Origin of the sequence: Porphyrobacter sp. TH134, assembly GCF_002855495.1 — a bacterium.
Lineage (GTDB): Bacteria > Pseudomonadota > Alphaproteobacteria > Sphingomonadales > Sphingomonadaceae > Erythrobacter.
Genome location: NZ_PKRO01000001.1, coordinates 126,374 through 142,525, shown reverse-complemented (window position 1 = coordinate 142,525; position 16,152 = coordinate 126,374). Strand labels below are relative to the sequence as shown.

Below are 16,152 nucleotides of genomic sequence, written 5' to 3'. Positions count from 1 at the left end.
GGTATGATGCGGCACATCGAGGTCGGATTGCTGCCCGACCAGGCGCTGGATGCGGCAGGCGCGTTCATGGCCTTCCACCTTGAAGCGGCACGCGCGGTGCTGGCCGAGGCGCAGACCACCGCGCTCACGATCATCCTGCCGCCCGCGCCGCACGACCACCGCGACTGGCGCCTTGCGCTGGCGCGCGATCTGGCACGCGAAGTGACACCCAAGCGGGTCAATGTGGTTGCAGGCCTGCCGGGCGCGGCGCGCGATGCGACGTTACGCTTTTTGTCAGATGCGCCTGGGCTGACAGGGCAGTATCTTGTGTGCCATGAATGACAATGTGCCGCGCCCCCCATCCCGCCAACCCGACCTGATCGTGCTGCGCGACGCGGCAGACAGCGCGCCGCCGCTGGTCGACAGTTTTCAGCGCCGCATCACCTATCTGCGCCTCTCGGTCACGGATCGCTGCGATCTGCGCTGTTCCTATTGCATGCCCGAACGCATGACCTTCCTGCCCAAGAAGGACGTCCTCAGCCTTGAGGAGCTTTATGATCTTGCCACCGGCTTCATCGCGCGCGGCGTGACCAAGATCCGTATCACCGGCGGCGAGCCGCTGGTGCGGCGCGACATCATCGATCTGTTTACCGCGCTGGGCCGCAGGCTGGGGCATGATCTGGCGGAACTGACGCTGACCACCAACGGCACCCAGCTGGCCGCCCATGCCGATGCGCTGGCGCGCGCAGGCGTGCGGCGGGTCAATGTGTCGCTCGATACGCTGGACCGGGCCAAGTTTGCGCAACTGACCCGGCGTGACAGCCTGCCGCAGGTGCTCGAAGGCATCGCAGCGGCCAAGGCAGCGGGCCTCAAGGTGAAGCTCAACGCTGTCGCACTGAAGGGCGTGAACGCGGATGAACTGCCCGATCTGATCGCGTGGGGCCATTCCCACGGCCATGATGTGACCCTGATCGAGGTCATGCCGCTGGGCGATGTCGAGGAAGAGCGGCTCGACCAGTATCTGCCGCTCGATGCGGTCGAGGCCGCCTTGGCGCAGCGCTGGACGCTGAACCCGCTCGCCTTTTCCACCGGCGGCCCCGCGCGCTATGTCGAGGTGGCGGAGACTGGCGGCCGGCTGGGCCTGATCACGCCGCATACCAACAATTTCTGTAGCGGCTGCAACCGTTTGCGGGTCACGGCGACCGGCCAGCTTTACCCCTGCCTTGGCGGGGGTGAGCGGGTGGACCTGCGCGCGGCGCTGCGGTCAGACGCGCCCGAAGCGAACCTCGCCGCTGCGCTGGACGAGGCGCTGCGGATCAAGCCCGAAAAGCACCACTTCCGCATGGATACGCGCGGGGCCGATCCGGCGCTGGCGCGGCACATGTCGATGACGGGAGGCTGACGTCATGCGTCGTCATTGCGAGCGTAGCGAAGCAATCCATGGACCGAGGATGGCCTCTGGGAACACGGGAAATCCATGGATTGCCGCGTCGCCTGCGGCTCCTCGCAATGACGAGGGCGGCGAGCCATGATCCGGATTGTCTATCTCGGAAGGCTCGCGGATGCGGCGGGCAAATCCGAAAGCCAGTTCGTTTCAAGTTCAGGCGACCTTGATTGGCCGGATATCCTCGCCTTGCTGGACGATCATGTCCGTGAAGGTCTTGCCGATGCCGTCCGTGATGAGCGCGTGAAGGTCGCGCTTAACGGTGAGGTGCTTGCCGACCGTGAAGGGCTTATCGCGCGGCATGGCGATGAGATCGCTTTCCTTCCGCCAGTCTCGGGCGGCTGATGCGCGACATCCGTCTGCTGACCCAGATGTTCATCCCCGGTACGCTGATCGGCCCCTTCACACAGGCCAATCCGGGGCTGGGGGGCGTGTGCACCTTCGTTGGCGAGGTGCGACAGGATCAGGGCGTCGAGGCACTGGAACTCACCCATTATGAGCCCTTGACCCTGCCGGGAATGCATAGCCTGGCCGACCGTGCCTTTGCGCGTTTCAGCCTGATGGGCCTGCTGATGGTGCACCGCGTCGGCGTGATGCGCCCGGGTGAGCCGATTGTCTGCGTCTCGGCCGCCGCGCTTCACCGGCGTGATGCGATCGATGCGGTGGATTTCTGCATGGACCACCTCAAAAGCGCCGCGTGGTTCTGGAAGCGCGAAAAGCGCGCCACCCAGAACGGGGAAAGCCAATGGCACTGGATCGAGCCGCGCGAACAGGACCACAGCGACCTTGCACGCTGGCACAGCTGATTTGATCGGCGTCAAAGCAGGGCTGCGCGGGCTGCTCTAATCATGCCTCCACACCCAAGGAGGATCACCATGAGTCACATCGTCCACGATCTGATCGCCCGCGGCGACGCCCGCGTTGTTGCCGCGCCCGCCGAAGCGCCCGTCCGCCATCAGGTCGAAAGCGACCGCAATTTCGGGCTCCCCACCGCGCTCTACGGCGCGACCGTGGCAGGCTATCTCGGCTTTCTGCTGGTGGTCGGCAGCGCTTTTGCGGGTCCGGCGCTGGCGATCCCGATGGCGATCTTCGTGGTCTTCATCGTCGCAGGCTTCGGCGTCCCGGCGATCTGGACGCGGCTGGCGGGCAATGCTTCCGAGCCGCAGACCATCGGCGAGTTCGCCGCGCGCGGGATCATGACCGCCACCGGGCGGCTGGCCGCAAGGGATGCGACTATCCAGGTGCTGATCCTGCCGGTGCTGCTGGTGGTGTGGGGGCTGGCCGTGGCGGTGATCGCCGCTGTGGTGGCCTGAACCGATCGGGGCGGCGGCCGCGCGTGCGTGCCGTCGCCCCGAGGCCGCTACCGTCCCGAAATATCCTGCAACACTGCCGCATCCAGCACATCGATGCCGCGTTTGCCGGTCCGCCGGATCGCGCCCATGTTTTCCAGCTCGCCCAGCTTGCGGCTGACCGTTTCAATCGTGAGGCCGAGCATATTGGCGATTTCGCCGCGCGTCAGCGGCAGTTCGAAATGCACGGCAAGATGGCAGGAGCTGTGGCTTGCCGCGCCCGCAAAATCATGCAGCAGCGCGGCCAACCGCGCTTCGGCGCTGGCATGGCCCGTCAATTCCAGCAGATTGCGGCTCGCCAGCAGATCGGCCTGGCTGCGGCGCAGCAGCGCGCGGGCCAGCGCCGGATAATCCTCGATCGCGCGTTCGATATCGGCCTTGGCAAAGGTGCACAGCTGGCTTTCGGTCAGCGCGACGACATCGTGATGCGCGAAAGGCGCAAACAGCTCGCCGATGAAGCCCGCCGGATGGACGAGCGCAAGGATCTGTTCGTTGCCGTCGATGTCCACGGCCGAAACCTTGAGCGCGCCGGTCAGCAAGGTCGCGCAGGCCGCTTGTTCATCCCCTGCGGCAAACAGCATTTCGCCGCGTTTCAGCACGCGGGTGCGCCCGGCTGCGGCCATGGCGCCGCGTTCTTCCAGGGTCAGCACCGCGCAGGCTGCGGTCTCGTTGACCGGGCAGGTGCTGCACGCCAGGTTCACGAACCCAGTGTCTTCCACAAGGCGGTGATGGCCGCATCCTGTTCGGCCACCAACCCAGCCACTTCGGTTTGGGTTGCGGTCAAGCCCGGGTCGGCGGCGAGCGCGCCTGCGGCCTCGGCGGCCAGCTGGTCGAGCGCGGTCAGCGTCGCGGCTGTCTCCGCACGCCGCGAATCGAGGTCCGCCAGCGCCACCACCGCAGCCGCGCGGGCGTTGCTTGTCACCGGCTGCCCGGCAGCAGCCCGGGCAAGCGGCGCGGCGCGGCCTTGCTGCGCCGTAAAAGCGGTATGAGCGCGCACAGCTGCCTGCCGCAACTCGGCCAGCCGTGCTGGCGCGGTCATAGGGCGAATCGGAACGGATGGCTGGGCCTCGGCGGGGCTGGGCGCGGGATTACCGCTTTCAAACGGGCGCATGGCCAGCGACGGATAGGTGTCACCGCTGCCGGCGCATCCGGACAGCGCTGCTCCGAACAGCAGGGCCGTGGCGGCAAATTGTCTTGTGACGGTGTGCATAATAATCCGATGTCCTGTTACCATGACACCCGCCAATGGCAAAGCGTCCTCACACAGCTGGCCTTGCGACATTTTGGTCGGCACCGGGCTGGTCAGGCGTTGACTTGGGGGCACCTTTCCCTTAACGGCACGCATCTTTCCGGGGCTGCACCTTCGCTCGCCTCGCATTGCCGTTCGGTTGGCGCGGGTGTTTCTGCCCAGCTGAACCAGCACAGATTTGAGAGTATAAAGCCATGTTCGCTGTAGTGCGCACTGGCGGCAAGCAATACCGGGTTGCCGCTGGAGACAAGATTGCCGTTGAAAAGCTCGCTGGCGAAGCTGGCGACACCATCACGCTGGGTGACATTCTGCTCGCCGGCGAAGGCGATAACCTCGCCGACGTGAGCGCGGTGACCGTCTCGGCGGAAATCATCGCTCAGGCCAAGAGCGAGAAGGTGATCGTTTTCAAGAAGCGTCGCCGGCACAACTATCGCCGCAAGAACGGCCATCGCCAGCAGCTCACCCTGCTGCGCATCACCGCCGTTGGTGCTGCCGAAGAAAAGCCCGCCAAGAAGGCGGCTGCCAAAAAGACCAAGAGCGAAGCGCCGGCAGACGCCGCGCCCGCCGCAGAATAAGGAGCGACTGAACCATGGCACATAAGAAAGCAGGCGGTTCGTCGCGTAACGGTCGTGATTCGGCTGGTCGTCGCCTCGGCGTGAAGAAGTTCGGCGGTCAGGAAGTGATCGGCGGCAACATTATCATCCGTCAGCGCGGCACCCGCGTCTATCCCGGCGTGAACGTCGGCATGGGCAAGGACCACACGCTCTATTCGCTGAGCGAAGGCGTTGTGCGATTCCATTCGGGCAAGCTCGGCCGCAAATACGTGTCGGTAGACGCGATGGCCGAAGCCGCCGAATAAGCGGACGATTCGATAAAGGGATCGTCCGGCAAGGATGGTCCCGGCGGGTGCAAGACCTGCCATCAGAGGGAGATGGGATCATCCTCGTATGAGGGGGTCCGTCTCCCTTTTCGCATTCTCCCTCAAAAGGCCTGTCGAATCATAATGTTTCGCGGCCTTAAAATTGTCATGCGTGCGCTTTAGGGCGGCGCGGGGCGAGGGAGAGAGAATGTGTTCCACCGCAGCGAGAGACTGTTCCTGAGGCCGGCTTTCCCCGAGGATTGCCACGCCATTCTGGCAGGCATCAACGACAAGGCCATCGCGTGCAATCTGGCACGCGCGCCATGGCCCTATACGCTGGATGATGCGCGCGCCTTTGCGGCGCTGCCGCAAGACCCATATCTGCCGCATTTCCTCGTGACCCTTCCGGGCGTTGGCGTGATCGGTAGTGCCGGGTTGGGCGAACATGCCACTGAATTTGGGGCAGAGCCCGAGCTCGGTTACTGGATCGCGCGCGAACACTGGGGGCAAGGCTATGCCACCGAGGCCGCCGCATCCGTGTTGCAGATAGCCCGCACGCTGGGCCACACGCGGCTGACGGCTGGACATTTTGCCGACAACCCTGCCTCGGGCCGGGTGCTGCGCAAGCTCGGCTTCGTGCCGACCGGACAGGTCAGGCGGCGTTTCAGCCTCGCTCGCGGGGCGGAGACCGATTCGGTCGAGTATGTCCTCGACAGCGAGGCGGCGATGGATCCGGCCCCGGTCGCCCGCGCCGCATGACCGCGGCCCGCTTGTTCGCATCTGCAAAATCCACTAGGGCCGCAGCCGTATGGCCAGTCGCAAACGGTTAACGCCCGAGGAATCCCGCAGCACCGCGCTTGCTGCGGCGCGCGCTCTGCTGATCGAAACGGGGCCGCAGGCGGTGACGCTGAAGGCGGTCTCGGCCCGGATCGGGCGCACCCATGCCAATCTGCTCCACCACTTCGGCTCGGCATCGGGCCTGCAAAAGGCTTTGGCCGAGCATCTGGCCAAGACCGTGTGCGAGACGATTATCGATGCCGTGCGAGCCAGCCGCGCCGGGCTGGGATCGGCGCGCGAAGTGGTCGATCTGGCGTTTGATGCCTTTGACCGCGAAGGCGCAGGCGCGTTGACCAGTTGGATGCTGCTGACCGGTAATGAAGACGCGCTCGATCCGATCATCTCGACCATTCATGAACTGGTGGATGAGCTGGCACCGGCCGAGGCGGATCATGCAGCGGGCGCGCAGACGATCCACAATGACACCCTGACGCTGGTATTGATGGCGCTGGGCGATGCGCTGATCGGCGGCGCGCTGGCCAAATCCCTCGGCCTGCCGCGTGATGCGGCGCGAGGCCGGGCGACGATGATGCTCGAAGCGAGTCTTGCGGATCACCAACAGGCCTAGGCTTCTGGCAGGGCTTTTTACGGTGCGAGCACCCCGGCGCGCTGCCAGGCGGGCAGGGTAGCAGGATCAAGACCCTCCACGCGCAGGTGATCCACCGCCAGCCCCAGATCGGGATAGGCCGCCACGCGCCGTGTGTGGTCTGATGCGGCCAGCGGCACCACCACCAACCGGCGATTGACCTTCTGCCGCCAGTTCATTCGCGCGGTGTTTTCCTGCCCGACATAGCAGCCCTTGGTGAAGCTGACGCCATTCAGGTCGGCCGCGTTGGTTTCCAGCCACAGGATATCGCCAAGCTCTGCGCGGCCTTCGGGCACACCGAACGACAGGCGGTGGGCCAGCCATGCACCATCTGCGCTCTCGCCAGCGGGCGCGCTCAGCCAGCGGTAGCCAAGATCAGGCAGGCGCGGATCGGGGACAGCACCGGCGTGCGGTACGGGGCTCCAGTGAACCGCCAGCGCATCGTCGCGCATAATCGCAATCTTGCGGCGCAGGCGGTACATCGACAGGCGCTTGACGAGGTCATCAGCATGGGCCGCTTCGCAATCGAGCAGGAGGTCAGCGCCGTCAGCCCACACCAGAAAATCGAACAGGTGCTTGCCCTGTGCCGAAAGCAGCGCGGCGTAACAGGGCAGCGGACCGCTCACGTCATTGGTGACAAGGCCTTGCAGAAAGGCAGGCACGTTCTCGCTCTCGTCCAGCGGGGTGAGGCGGATGATCGCGCGGTCGGTCAGCATTGTTGGCATCGCACCAAGGTAGGCGTGCAGGCGACTTCCATCAATTCCCGTTCGCCCTGAGCTTGTCGAAGGGCCGCACTTTCTTCTATTGGCCCGCTACAAGAACGAGGACGGGGCTTCGACAAGCTCAGCCCGAACGGAGTTTTCTCGATGTCCGCGCCAGACCGCCTGACGATCCGCCGCCCCGATGACTGGCACCTGCATTTCCGCGATGGCGCGATCATGCGCGAAGTGGTGCCCTACACCGCGCGCCAGTTTGCCCGCGCGATCGTGATGCCCAACCTGACCCCGCCGGTGACAACCACCGAATTGGGCGCGGCCTACCGCGACCGGATCATGGCGGCGGTGCCCGATGGCGTGCAATTCACCCCGTTGATGACCTGCTATCTCACCGACAACACCGATGCCGACGATCTGGCCCGCGGCGCGGCGAGCGGCGTGTTCACCGCAGCCAAGATGTATCCCGCCAACGCCACCACCAATTCAGCCGCTGGGGTCACCAACGTCGAGAACCTCTATCCCGTCCTCGCCCGGATGGAGGCAGAAGACATTGTGCTGTGCATTCACGGCGAAGTGACCGACATGCATGTCGACGTGTTCGACCGCGAAAAAGAATTCATCGACAGGCACTTGCGCAGCCTTGTTGCGGCCTTTCCGAAGCTTCGCGTGGTGTTTGAACATATCACCACGTCCGATGCCGTGGACTTTGTGATGGCAGCCGGGCCCCAGGTCGCCGCGACCATCACGCCGCAGCACCTGCACATTAACCGCAACGCGATGCTGGTCGGCGGGATCCAGCCGCACAATTATTGCCTGCCGGTTGCCAAGCGCGAGACGCATCGCCTGGCGTTGCGAGCAGCGGCGACGGGGGGATCGGGGAAGTTTTTCCTCGGCACGGATTCCGCCCCCCACCTGAAGCGCGACAAGGAAAGCGCCTGCGGCTGTGCCGGCATCTTCGGCGCGCCCACCGCGCTGGAAAGCTATGTCACGGTGTTTGACGAGGAAGGTGCGCTGAATGCGTTCGAAGGCTTTGCCTCGCTCCACGGCCCGGCGTTCTACAAGCTGCCGGTCAATGAGGAGAGCATAACGCTGGAACGCCGCGAATTCGCAGTACCGCCGGTGTTGCAGGTGACCGGCGAGGACATCGTCCCCTGGCACGGCGGTCAGACCCTCGGGTGGAAATTCCTAGGCTGACGCCGCCTTGCGCTTGGCCCACAGGTCGGACGCGAAGATCGCCACCGCGATCCAGATCAGCACAAAGCTCACCAGCTTGATCGGTGCCAGGGGCTGATCGAACACGAACAGGCCGAGGAAAAACACGATCGTGGGCGCGATATACTGAAGAAAACCCAGCGTCGAATAATCCATCCGCCGCGCCGCCAGCGCAAACAGCAGCAGCGGTACAGCGGTGACCACGCCCGACAGGATAATCAGCCCGCTCAGCATGGGATCTTGCCCGAAGGATGACCCTTGCGGGCCTGCCGCATACCATGCGGCAATGGCGGCTGCGGGCAGCAGCAGGATCGCGCTTTCGATGGTCAGGCCGGGCAGCGATCCCACCACCACCTGTTTGCGAACAAAGCCATAAAGGGCAAAGCTGAAACCCAATGACAGGCTGATCCACAGGCTGGTCAGCGCGCCGGCCGCCAGCAGCGCGGCGGCGATGGTGGCGATGGCGACCGCCAGCCACTGCCGCTGCGACAATTTCTCGCCCAGAAACAGCGTGCCCAAGAGCACATTCAGCAGTGGGTTGAGGTAATAGCCGATCGAGGTCGCATAGACCTCGCCCGCCATGATCGCCCAGATATAGACGAACCAGTTAATCCCGATCAGCACCGCGCTCGCCAGCAGCGCAAGCAGGGTGCGCGGCGATCGCAGGGCGGCCAGCACCTCGGCAAATTGCCCGCGCAGTGCGACGATGACGAGGCAGAAGGGCAGCGTCCAGATGATCCGCCAGCCGACAAATTCGACCGCCGGGATCGTGTTCACCAGCATCAGGTACAGTGGCAGGAAGCCCCAGATCAGATAGGCCCCCAGTGCAGGCGCCAAGCCCGATGGGGTGGGGGCAGTCGGGGGTGCGGGGCTCTGAGCGGTCATGGTGCTGCCGCGTTAGGAGGCCGGGCCACGCTGCGCAAGCGGGCCGGGCCGGTCTCTGCGAATGAACGATGGCTGTCAGGCTTGCTGGCGCATCGTTCATATTTAGGGCTTTATACATGAACAACATTGCACGACACCCGCTGCGCTGCTTGCGGCTTCAAACGGTGTTTCATGACCTTGCGGCCATTCCCACCAAATGGTCGTCGGCGCGGATGGTCTGATGACCGCTGCGGGAAGCGCCTCCGGGGCCAGCTGGCTCCGGAGGCGTTTTTGCCGGCCGGTAAGGCGCGGGTTAACCATCTTGTGGCATTGCCGCGCCATGCACCGGGCCTCCATCATTCCTTTGCTGTGCTTCGGGCTTGCGGGCTGCGCTGACGATTCCGATCAGACAAGCGCTGACGCAGCCTTGATTGCGCGCGATCCGGTGGTGGCCCGCGCGCTGCATGATCCGTTGATGACCGATCCCGATCTGGCTAGCCGCAACGATGCCAATGCCGCGCTCGGCTTTGTCGATAGCCATGCCTTGCCAGTCATCGCTGCCCCCGGCGGAGACGCCATGGACGCGCGTGAACTGCTACGGCTCGAACTGCTGGAGACAGGGCCGTTCCCCGATCTGCCTGCAGCGCAGCAAGGGGCAGGGCGCGGCGGCATTGGCCCGCTGTCGAGCCCGGCCGATCTGCTGGGCGCGGTCGGCGCGCCGGGGGCTTGCGCTGCGCGGCTCAGGGAAGATTTCGCGCTGGCTGCCACCCTGCCGCGGGCCGCTGCGATCCCGAAGCTCGCCATGGTGGTGCAGGCGGGCGGAGCCGATGCTGCCCCCTGCCGGATCCGCATCGTGCGCTACACCATCGCCGCAGCCAGCAACGATGTGCTGCATTATCACTATGTCCAAAGCGGCCGGGCCGGGCTGATCCCGCAGCACTTCGGCACCCCGGCGCCCCGCATTGCAGCAGCAGGCCAAGGCGGCGAACAACTGGCCGTGCATGTGCGCCCGGCCGCCCACGGCCTGACCGGTGTCACGCTGATTTACCGCGCGCCTTAGGCCTGCAACCCTAGGGCCGCATCCCGACCATGATGGTCCCGCGCGGCTGGTCGCGTTCGGTGCTCGCGACGGGGTAAGCGCAGTAATCAGCGGCGTAATAGGCCGCCGGGCGGTGATTGCCCGACAGGCCGATCCCGCCGAACGGCGCTTTGGATGAAGCCCCGTTGGTGGGGGCGTTCCAGTTAATGATCCCCGCACGGATATTGGCCCAGAACCGCCCGTAATCATCCGGCCCGCCGCCGATGAGCGAGGCTGATAGGCCGAAGCGGGTGTTATTCGCTTCGGTAATCGCGGTGTCGAGATCGGGTACGCGGATCACTTGCAGCATGGGGCCGAACAGTTCGATATCGGCCCGGTCGGGCACATCGGTCACATCGATGATCCCGGGGCTGAGGAACGGCAGATCGGGCACAGTGCGGCGCATGTGCAGCAGCACGCGCCCGCCGGCTGTCATCAGCGCAACAAAGCTTTCGGACAGGCGGTCAGCGGTCTCGTTGTCGATCACCGGCCCCATGAAGGGCTGCGGTTCGCCCAGCGGATCGCCCACCATCAGCTTGCGCGTGAGCGGCACGAGTTCGGCCATCAGATCGTCAAACATGCTGGCTTTGACAATCAGCCGGCGCGCAGCAGTGCAGCGTTGCCCGGCGCTGGCGAAGGCGCTCTGGACAATCAGCGCGGCGGCATCGGCCAGTTGGGGCGTGTCGATCACGACAATCGGGTTGTTGCCGCCCATCTCCAGCGCGACAATCTTGCCCGGATTGGCGGCGAGTTTGCGGTTGATCGCAATCCCGGCATTGGCCGAACCGGTGAACAGCACACCGTCAACCCCCGGGTGGCCGACCAGCGCCTTGCCCTGGTCCGGCCCGCCGATCACCAGCTGGATCACATCTTCGGGCACGCCCGCGCTGTGGAAGGCGGCGACCAACGCCTCGCCCACTGCCGGGGTCTTTTCCGAAGGCTTGAACAGCACGGCATTGCCCGCGATCAGCGCCGGTACAATGTGGCCATTGGGTAGATGTGCGGGGAAGTTGTAGGGGCCCAGCACCGCCATCACGCCGTGCGGCTTGTGGCGCACAGCGGCGCTGCCATTGAGTCCGGCGTCAAACTTCTTCTTGCCGGTGCGTTCGGCATAGGCCTGGACCGAGATATCCACCTTGGCGACCACCGCGTCGACTTCGGCGCGGGCTTCCCAAAGGGGCTTGCCGGCCTCACGGGCGATCAGTTCGGCCAGCACCTCGCCGTCGCGGCGCACGAGGTTGGCAAAGACGCGCAGCACTGCGATGCGGTCGGTCAGCGGGCGGGCAGCCCATGCGGCCCAGGCGCGCCGAGCGGTGCTGACGGCAGCGTCGACATCGCCCACCGGCCCGCGCCACAATTCCTCGCCGGTGGCCGGTTCGGTGGAAATGAGGATATCTTCGGTCAACGTACCGTCCGTCTGCCTGTCGTTCCTGCCCCGTAACCGGTGGCGCAACTATCGCGTATGGCGCAGAAAAGATAGAGCCAAGCGCACGCTCAGGCATGGCCTGCGGGCACTGGCGGCGCGCCATGGGCGGCGCCCATGCGGCGCAGGGCGGCAACCTTGGCATCAAGCGGGCCCCAATCATCGCCTTCATCAATAGCGGCCCAGATCGCCTCCACCTCCTCGATCAGCAGGGATTGCGGGCCGGGGTCGCTCCAATAGGGATGCGGGTCGGTGACCGGCTGATAGCCCGCCAATGCCGCGCCCACCTCGCCGTCCGCCGCGCCGCGGCCGCCGCGATGGGCGAAGAAAAACGCATCGGGCTGCGCACGGCTTTCGCGCATGGCTGCCTCGCAGGCGCCGACCAGCTGCGTGTCGGATTCAACCCCTTGGCTGACAACGCCCAGCCGCCAGCACCACCGCCGCGCCACCGCCGCCATATAGAGCGGCCCGAAGCGTTCGAGCGCGGCGACCAGCGGCGCGGTCTCGGCATGGAGGCGCAGCGCGACCGCCAACTGGCCGCAGTTCCAGTGCAGCGCTTCGGGCTGGCGGCCAAAGGCATAAAGGCCCGCATGGTCGAAATAGGCGGCGGTAAAGCCCGGTTCCCATTCGGGCAGCCAGCGCCACGGGCCGTAATCGAAACTTTCACCGGTCACGTTCATGTTATCGGTGTTGAGCACCCCGTGGACAAAGCCTGCGACCATGTAGCTCGCCGCAAGATCGGCCATGCGCTCCACTACGGCGTGCATCAGGCGGATCGCGGGATTATCGCGGTCGGGCGCGTCCTCTGGCGGGGGCGGGGCGGGAAAGTGGGTGAGGCAATAGTCGATCAGCGCTGCCATCTCGTCCGCCTGCTCCAGCGCCAGCAGCCTTTGAAAGGTGCCGATGCGGATGTGCGAATGCGACAGGCGCACCAGCACGGCAGAGCGGGTGGGGCTGGGTTCATCCCCGCGCCACAATCGCTCGCCCGTTTCGATCACGCTGAAGGTTTTCGAGGTGTTGACGCCCAAGGCCTCCAGCATCTCGGTCGCCAGAATTTCGCGCACCGCACCTTTCAGCGTCAGCCGCCCGTCGCCGCTGCGGCTGTGCGGGGTGGTGCCCGATCCCTTGGTGCCAAGGTCCATCAGCCGCCCGTCGGCCCCGCGCATTTGCGCAAACAGAAACCCGCGCCCGTCGCCGATTTCGGGATTGTACACCCGGAACTGGTGCCCGTGATACCGCAGCGCCAGCGGTTGCGGCAGATTGCCGGGCAGCGGCCCAAAGCGTCCGAAATGCGCCGCCCAGTCCGTATCGCTCAGACTGTCCAGCCCGACGCTGGCCGCGGCCCGGTCATTGCGCCAGCGCAGCCGTGTTTCGGGGAAATCGGCGGGAGCGACCGGATCGCCCAGCCAATCCGCCAGTGTCATGATCGCCGGGTCGGAACGATAGGGGACAGACGCATCGGGGAGTTGCACAGCATCGCTCATCCCGCGATAGTGGGGACAAGCGCGGGTGCGCGCAAGCCGTGCAGGTTAATGATCAAAGGGAATATCGCCGTTCATGGCTGCCACTTACGAAGACCGCTTCTGGACCAGCAGCGACGGGTTGAACCTGCATTACCGCAATTATCCCGGCCCGGATGCGGACGGCGCTGATGCGGGCAAGCTACCGGTCGTGTGCCTCCACGGCCTGACCCGCAACGCGCGCGATTTTGCCGCGCTGGCCGAAAGCCTTGCCGTCAGCCGCCGCGTGATCGTGCCGGACATGCGCGGGCGCGGGCAGAGCGATTATGCCGCCAATTCCGATAGCTACACCCCGATGACCTATGTCGCCGATGTCGAAAAGCTGCTGACCGAACAGGGTATCACCCGCTTTGCGGTGGTCGGCACTTCGATGGGCGGCTTGATGGCGATGCTGATGGCCGCAGCCATGCCGGGCCGCATGGCCGCCGTGGTCATGAATGATATCGGCCCCGAGGTCGATCCTGCGGGTCTTGCGCGGATTTCGGGCTATGTCGGGCAGGGCCGCAGCTACCCGACCTGGGTTCACGCAGCGCGCGGTCTGGCCGAAGCGCATGGGGCCGCCTTTCCCGATTACGACCTCGACCAGTGGCTCGAAATGGCCAAGCGCACGATGATCGTCACGCAAAACGGCCGGATCAGTTACGATTACGACATGGCGATCGCCGAACCTTTCGCCAAGCCCGGTAACGCCGCGCCTGCCAACCTGTGGCTCGCCTTTGAAGCGCTGGCGGGCGTGCCGATGCTGCTGGTGCGCGGCGCGCTGTCGGATTTGTTGAGCGAGGACACGGTCAAGCAGATGGGCATGCGCAACCCGGCGATGCGCGCGGTGACGGTGGCACGTGTGGGCCATGCCCCGACGCTGGACGAGCCCGAGGTGCGCGCAGCGATCCACGCGCTGCTGGACGCGGCCGAGTGACCACGCCTGCCGGGGCTGTCCCGCGCCTGCTGCATTGCCATTCGACCTTTTCCGCTGGCGGCAAGGAAGTGCGCTGCGCCCGGCTGATGAACGCCTGGGGGCCGCGCCTCGATCACACCATTATCTCCGCCGAGCCGGATGCGATGGGGGCCGCAGCGCTGATCGGCGCGGCTGTGCCGGTGGCCTACCCGCAGGATTTCCCCGCGATGAAGGGCCGGCCCACACCGGCCCGGCTGGCAGCGCTGGCGCGGGCGCTCAAACCCTATGACCTCATTTGCACCTATAATTGGGGCGCGATGGATGTGGTGATGGCGCACCGGATGTTCGCACGCGCGTTTGGCCTGCCTCCGCTGGTGCATCACGAGGACGGCTTTAACGAAGACGAAGCGAACCGGCTGAAGCCCGTCCGCAACCTCTATCGCCGCGCCGCGCTGGGGCGGGCGGCGCGGCTGATCGTGCCGTCCACCCGGCTGGAGGCCACCGCGCGCGATGCCTGGCATCAGCCGCCTGCGCGGACGCTGCGCATCCCTAACGGTATCGACACCGCCGCCTTCGCCGCCGCGCCCGATCCTGCCGCTTTGCCATTGGCCAAGCCGCCGGGCCAACGCTGGGTCGGCACGCTGGCGGGCCTGCGCGCGGTCAAGCAGCTGCCGGTGCTGGTGGAGGCTTGCGCGGCGCTCCCGCCGGAATGGCACCTTGTGATCTGCGGCGAAGGGCCGGAGCGTGATGCGATCCTCGCCGCCGCTGCCGCGCACGGCATGACAGGCCGCCTCCACCTGCCCGGCGCTGTTGATCCGGCGCGGGTGGTGGGCCTGTTCGATATCTTCGCGCTGTCATCTGCATCCGAACAATTCCCGCTTTCGGTGGTTGAGGCGATGGCCGCGGGCCTCCCGATTGCCGCGCCAGCGGTGGGGGATGTGCACATGATCGTGGCCGACCCCAACCGCGCAGCGATCACGCCGCCGGGCGATACTGCCGCGCTGGCAGCGGCTCTGGCGCGGCTGGCCGCCGATGCCGCGTGGCGCGCGCAGCTCGGCGCCGCCAATCAGGCGCGGGCGCGCAGCGAGTTCGACCTTGCCGCCATGCTTGCCCGGTACGAAGCGGCCTATTCGGCAGCAATGGGCCGGGCCTTCTGAACCGCGCGACGCTTCATCCCCCGTTCAATTGCCGCCCGCCATCTGAGCGCCCGTATCTCCCGTGCCATTGCGTGCGCGGCTCCACCTGCCTAAAGAGCGCGCAACGCTGCGGCATGGCCTGCAGTTTATGAGTTCAACGAGGATCACTGGCCCCCCATGGCGCGCACTCCGACCACCCCTCCGCAATCATCTGCACTGGCCCCCGCTCAGACCCCGGGCGCCTCTCGCGAGGACGATGTCCTGATCCGCGAGATTGACGAGGCCGTGCGCGAAGATGCCGTGCTGACCTTCTTGCAGACGCATGGGATCAAGGTGCTCGGCGTGATCGGTCTGGGGCTTGCGGTGCTGGGCGGTTGGCTCGTGTGGGATCACTATGCCGAAGCTGATCTGGAACGGCAGTCCGAAACGCTGATCTCGGCGCTCGACTATGCCGATCAGCGCGATTTCAAGACCGCGGCGGACAAGGTCGCGCCCTTGCTGGCTGACGGCAATTCACCCGGCGCGCGGGCCGCAGCGCGGTTTGTGCAGGCGGGCGCCGCGCTGGAAGAAGGCAACACGGCCAAGGCCAGCGGCCTGTTCAAGGAAATTGCCGCTGATGCCGATGCGCCGCCTGCGCTGCGCGATCTGGCCCGCATCCGCGATGTCAGCGTCAATTTTGACCGGATGAAACCCGCCGACGTGATCGCGCAGCTGGGTGGTCTCGCCAAGCCCGGCAATGCCTATTTCGGCTCGGCCGGTGAACTGGTGGCGATGGCCCATCTGGAAAGCGGCAACCGTGCGGCGGCGGGCAAGCTGTTCGCTGATATTGCCAAGGACGAAGATCAGCCCGAAACCCTGCGCAGCCGCGCCCGCCAGATGGCAGGCCTGCTGGGCGTGGATGCGGTGGTCGACGTGGATAAATTGCTCAAGGATGCAGGGGTCACGTCCGAGGGGGATAGCGGCAGCGCCGCTGCGGCCGAATAGGACGAGGGATTGGAACGCACT

Annotated in this window: 20 protein-coding genes; 14 read left to right on the top strand and 6 right to left on the bottom strand. The window is 65.8% G+C overall.

Annotated features, from left to right (window positions below; all coding sequences use genetic code 11):
• Nucleotides 1-3 precede the first annotated feature (3 nt).
• The 5 genes from C0V72_RS00690 (at nucleotide 4) to C0V72_RS00670 (ending at nucleotide 2,736) form a co-directional block, all read left to right on the top strand.
• Entirely contained in the window at nucleotides 4-321 is a 318-nt protein-coding gene (locus C0V72_RS00690; RefSeq protein WP_143704495.1) for a Rossmann fold domain-containing protein, read from the top strand.
• Nucleotides 314-1,381, top strand: coding sequence for a GTP 3',8-cyclase MoaA (gene moaA, locus C0V72_RS00685; protein WP_101791284.1), 1,068 nt, complete (start codon nucleotides 314-316; stop codon nucleotides 1,379-1,381). Before C0V72_RS00690 ends, moaA begins: the two co-directional genes overlap by 8 nt.
• Nucleotides 1,382-1,507: 126 nt before the next feature.
• Nucleotides 1,508-1,768, top strand: coding sequence for a MoaD/ThiS family protein (locus C0V72_RS00680; protein WP_101791283.1), 261 nt, complete (start codon nucleotides 1,508-1,510; stop codon nucleotides 1,766-1,768).
• Nucleotides 1,768-2,229: a molybdenum cofactor biosynthesis protein MoaE gene (locus C0V72_RS00675; RefSeq protein WP_101791282.1), complete on the top strand. Its 462-nt coding sequence runs from the start codon at nucleotides 1,768-1,770 to the stop codon at nucleotides 2,227-2,229. The genes C0V72_RS00680 and C0V72_RS00675 overlap by 1 nt, the downstream gene beginning before the upstream one ends.
• 69 nt (nucleotides 2,230-2,298) lie before the next feature.
• Nucleotides 2,299-2,736: a hypothetical protein gene (locus tag C0V72_RS00670; protein WP_101791281.1), complete on the top strand. Its 438-nt coding sequence runs from the start codon at nucleotides 2,299-2,301 to the stop codon at nucleotides 2,734-2,736.
• Nucleotides 2,737-2,783: 47 nt separating this feature from the next.
• Here the strand turns inward: C0V72_RS00670 and C0V72_RS00665 are convergent, their stop codons facing one another.
• Together C0V72_RS00665 and C0V72_RS00660 are read right to left on the bottom strand one after the other, a co-directional pair.
• On the bottom strand, nucleotides 2,784-3,473 hold the full coding sequence (locus tag C0V72_RS00665) for a Crp/Fnr family transcriptional regulator (RefSeq protein WP_101791280.1): 690 nt from the start codon (nucleotides 3,471-3,473) through the stop codon (nucleotides 2,784-2,786).
• A complete protein-coding gene (locus tag C0V72_RS00660) occupies nucleotides 3,470-3,982 on the bottom strand; it encodes a hypothetical protein (RefSeq protein ID WP_101791279.1) in 513 nt (170 codons plus the stop codon). The genes C0V72_RS00665 and C0V72_RS00660 overlap by 4 nt, the downstream gene beginning before the upstream one ends.
• Before the next feature lie 233 nt (nucleotides 3,983-4,215).
• On the opposite strand from C0V72_RS00660, the gene rplU reads away from it, so the two are divergent.
• The 4 genes from rplU to C0V72_RS00640 all read left to right on the top strand — a co-directional run bounded on the left by rplU (nucleotide 4,216) and on the right by C0V72_RS00640 (nucleotide 6,285).
• Entirely contained in the window at nucleotides 4,216-4,596 is a 381-nt protein-coding gene (gene rplU / locus C0V72_RS00655; RefSeq protein ID WP_101791278.1) for a 50S ribosomal protein L21, read from the top strand.
• A gap of 14 nt (nucleotides 4,597-4,610) precedes the next feature.
• On the top strand, nucleotides 4,611-4,880 hold the full coding sequence (gene rpmA / locus C0V72_RS00650) for a 50S ribosomal protein L27 (RefSeq protein ID WP_101791277.1): 270 nt from the start codon (nucleotides 4,611-4,613) through the stop codon (nucleotides 4,878-4,880).
• A gap of 210 nt (nucleotides 4,881-5,090) precedes the next feature.
• Complete coding sequence (locus tag C0V72_RS00645; protein WP_101791276.1) at nucleotides 5,091-5,639, top strand: GNAT family N-acetyltransferase; 549 nt, start codon at nucleotides 5,091-5,093, stop codon at nucleotides 5,637-5,639.
• A gap of 49 nt (nucleotides 5,640-5,688) precedes the next feature.
• Entirely contained in the window at nucleotides 5,689-6,285 is a 597-nt protein-coding gene (locus C0V72_RS00640; protein WP_101791275.1) for a TetR family transcriptional regulator, read from the top strand.
• 17 nt (nucleotides 6,286-6,302) lie between these two features.
• Here the strand turns inward: C0V72_RS00640 and ygfZ are convergent, their stop codons facing one another.
• A complete protein-coding gene (gene ygfZ / locus C0V72_RS00635) occupies nucleotides 6,303-7,028 on the bottom strand; it encodes a CAF17-like 4Fe-4S cluster assembly/insertion protein YgfZ (protein WP_101791274.1) in 726 nt (241 codons plus the stop codon).
• A 141-nt stretch (nucleotides 7,029-7,169) separates the two neighbouring features.
• Between ygfZ and pyrC the strand changes: the two genes are divergently transcribed.
• Nucleotides 7,170-8,213, top strand: a complete 1,044-nt coding sequence (gene pyrC, locus C0V72_RS00630; RefSeq protein ID WP_101791273.1) for a dihydroorotase — start codon at nucleotides 7,170-7,172, stop codon at nucleotides 8,211-8,213.
• On the opposite strand, the gene rarD is transcribed toward pyrC, so the two are convergent.
• The gene (gene rarD / locus C0V72_RS00625) at nucleotides 8,205-9,116 is read right to left on the bottom strand and encodes an EamA family transporter RarD (RefSeq protein WP_101791272.1); all 912 of its coding nucleotides are present in this window, start codon (nucleotides 9,114-9,116) and stop codon (nucleotides 8,205-8,207) included. The genes pyrC and rarD overlap by 9 nt on opposite strands.
• A gap of 319 nt (nucleotides 9,117-9,435) precedes the next feature.
• Between rarD and C0V72_RS00620 the strand changes: the two genes are divergently transcribed.
• Nucleotides 9,436-10,155 (top strand): hypothetical protein, encoded by a 720-nt coding sequence (locus tag C0V72_RS00620; RefSeq protein ID WP_101791271.1) that lies wholly within the window; start codon nucleotides 9,436-9,438, stop codon nucleotides 10,153-10,155.
• A gap of 10 nt (nucleotides 10,156-10,165) precedes the next feature.
• Here the strand turns inward: C0V72_RS00620 and astD are convergent, their stop codons facing one another.
• Together astD and C0V72_RS00610 are read right to left on the bottom strand one after the other, a co-directional pair.
• The gene (gene astD / locus C0V72_RS00615; RefSeq protein ID WP_101791270.1) at nucleotides 10,166-11,578 is read right to left on the bottom strand and encodes a succinylglutamate-semialdehyde dehydrogenase; all 1,413 of its coding nucleotides are present in this window, start codon (nucleotides 11,576-11,578) and stop codon (nucleotides 10,166-10,168) included.
• An 89-nt stretch (nucleotides 11,579-11,667) separates the two neighbouring features.
• The gene (locus C0V72_RS00610; RefSeq protein WP_101791269.1) at nucleotides 11,668-13,080 is read right to left on the bottom strand and encodes a protein adenylyltransferase SelO; all 1,413 of its coding nucleotides are present in this window, start codon (nucleotides 13,078-13,080) and stop codon (nucleotides 11,668-11,670) included.
• A 73-nt stretch (nucleotides 13,081-13,153) separates the two neighbouring features.
• On the opposite strand from C0V72_RS00610, the gene C0V72_RS00605 reads away from it, so the two are divergent.
• The 3 genes from C0V72_RS00605 (at nucleotide 13,154) to C0V72_RS00595 (ending at nucleotide 16,131) form a co-directional block, all read left to right on the top strand.
• Entirely contained in the window at nucleotides 13,154-14,032 is an 879-nt protein-coding gene (locus tag C0V72_RS00605; protein WP_101791268.1) for an alpha/beta fold hydrolase, read from the top strand.
• The gene (locus C0V72_RS00600; RefSeq protein ID WP_101791267.1) at nucleotides 14,029-15,168 is read left to right on the top strand and encodes a glycosyltransferase; all 1,140 of its coding nucleotides are present in this window, start codon (nucleotides 14,029-14,031) and stop codon (nucleotides 15,166-15,168) included. Before C0V72_RS00605 ends, C0V72_RS00600 begins: the two co-directional genes overlap by 4 nt.
• Nucleotides 15,169-15,324: 156 nt before the next feature.
• Complete coding sequence (locus tag C0V72_RS00595) at nucleotides 15,325-16,131, top strand: tetratricopeptide repeat protein (protein ID WP_101791266.1); 807 nt, start codon at nucleotides 15,325-15,327, stop codon at nucleotides 16,129-16,131.
• Nucleotides 16,132-16,152 lie beyond the last annotated feature (21 nt).

Excerpts from the sequence above, each read along its gene's own strand:
- C0V72_RS00620 (WP_101791271.1), top strand. The coding sequence starts at position 9,436 with ATGCACCGGGCCTCCATCATTCCTTTGCTGTGCTTCGGGCTTGCGGGC.
- pyrC (WP_101791273.1), top strand. The coding sequence starts at position 7,170 with ATGTCCGCGCCAGACCGCCTGACGATCCGCCGCCCCGATGACTGGCAC.
- C0V72_RS00640 (WP_101791275.1), top strand. The coding sequence starts at position 5,689 with ATGGCCAGTCGCAAACGGTTAACGCCCGAGGAATCCCGCAGCACCGCG.
- C0V72_RS00680 (WP_101791283.1), top strand. The coding sequence starts at position 1,508 with ATGATCCGGATTGTCTATCTCGGAAGGCTCGCGGATGCGGCGGGCAAA.
- C0V72_RS00675 (WP_101791282.1), top strand. The coding sequence starts at position 1,768 with ATGCGCGACATCCGTCTGCTGACCCAGATGTTCATCCCCGGTACGCTG.
- rplU (WP_101791278.1), top strand. The coding sequence starts at position 4,216 with ATGTTCGCTGTAGTGCGCACTGGCGGCAAGCAATACCGGGTTGCCGCT.
- C0V72_RS00610 (WP_101791269.1), bottom strand. The coding sequence starts at position 13,080 with ATGAGCGATGCTGTGCAACTCCCCGATGCGTCTGTCCCCTATCGTTCC.
- C0V72_RS00690 (WP_143704495.1), top strand. The coding sequence starts at position 4 with ATGATGCGGCACATCGAGGTCGGATTGCTGCCCGACCAGGCGCTGGAT.
- rpmA (WP_101791277.1), top strand. The coding sequence starts at position 4,611 with ATGGCACATAAGAAAGCAGGCGGTTCGTCGCGTAACGGTCGTGATTCG.
- C0V72_RS00660 (WP_101791279.1), bottom strand. The coding sequence starts at position 3,982 with ATGCACACCGTCACAAGACAATTTGCCGCCACGGCCCTGCTGTTCGGA.
- rarD (WP_101791272.1), bottom strand. The coding sequence starts at position 9,116 with ATGACCGCTCAGAGCCCCGCACCCCCGACTGCCCCCACCCCATCGGGC.
- ygfZ (WP_101791274.1), bottom strand. The coding sequence starts at position 7,028 with ATGCCAACAATGCTGACCGACCGCGCGATCATCCGCCTCACCCCGCTG.
- C0V72_RS00670 (WP_101791281.1), top strand. The coding sequence starts at position 2,299 with ATGAGTCACATCGTCCACGATCTGATCGCCCGCGGCGACGCCCGCGTT.
- moaA (WP_101791284.1), top strand. The coding sequence starts at position 314 with ATGAATGACAATGTGCCGCGCCCCCCATCCCGCCAACCCGACCTGATC.
- C0V72_RS00595 (WP_101791266.1), top strand. The coding sequence starts at position 15,325 with ATGGCGCGCACTCCGACCACCCCTCCGCAATCATCTGCACTGGCCCCC.
- C0V72_RS00605 (WP_101791268.1), top strand. The coding sequence starts at position 13,154 with ATGGCTGCCACTTACGAAGACCGCTTCTGGACCAGCAGCGACGGGTTG.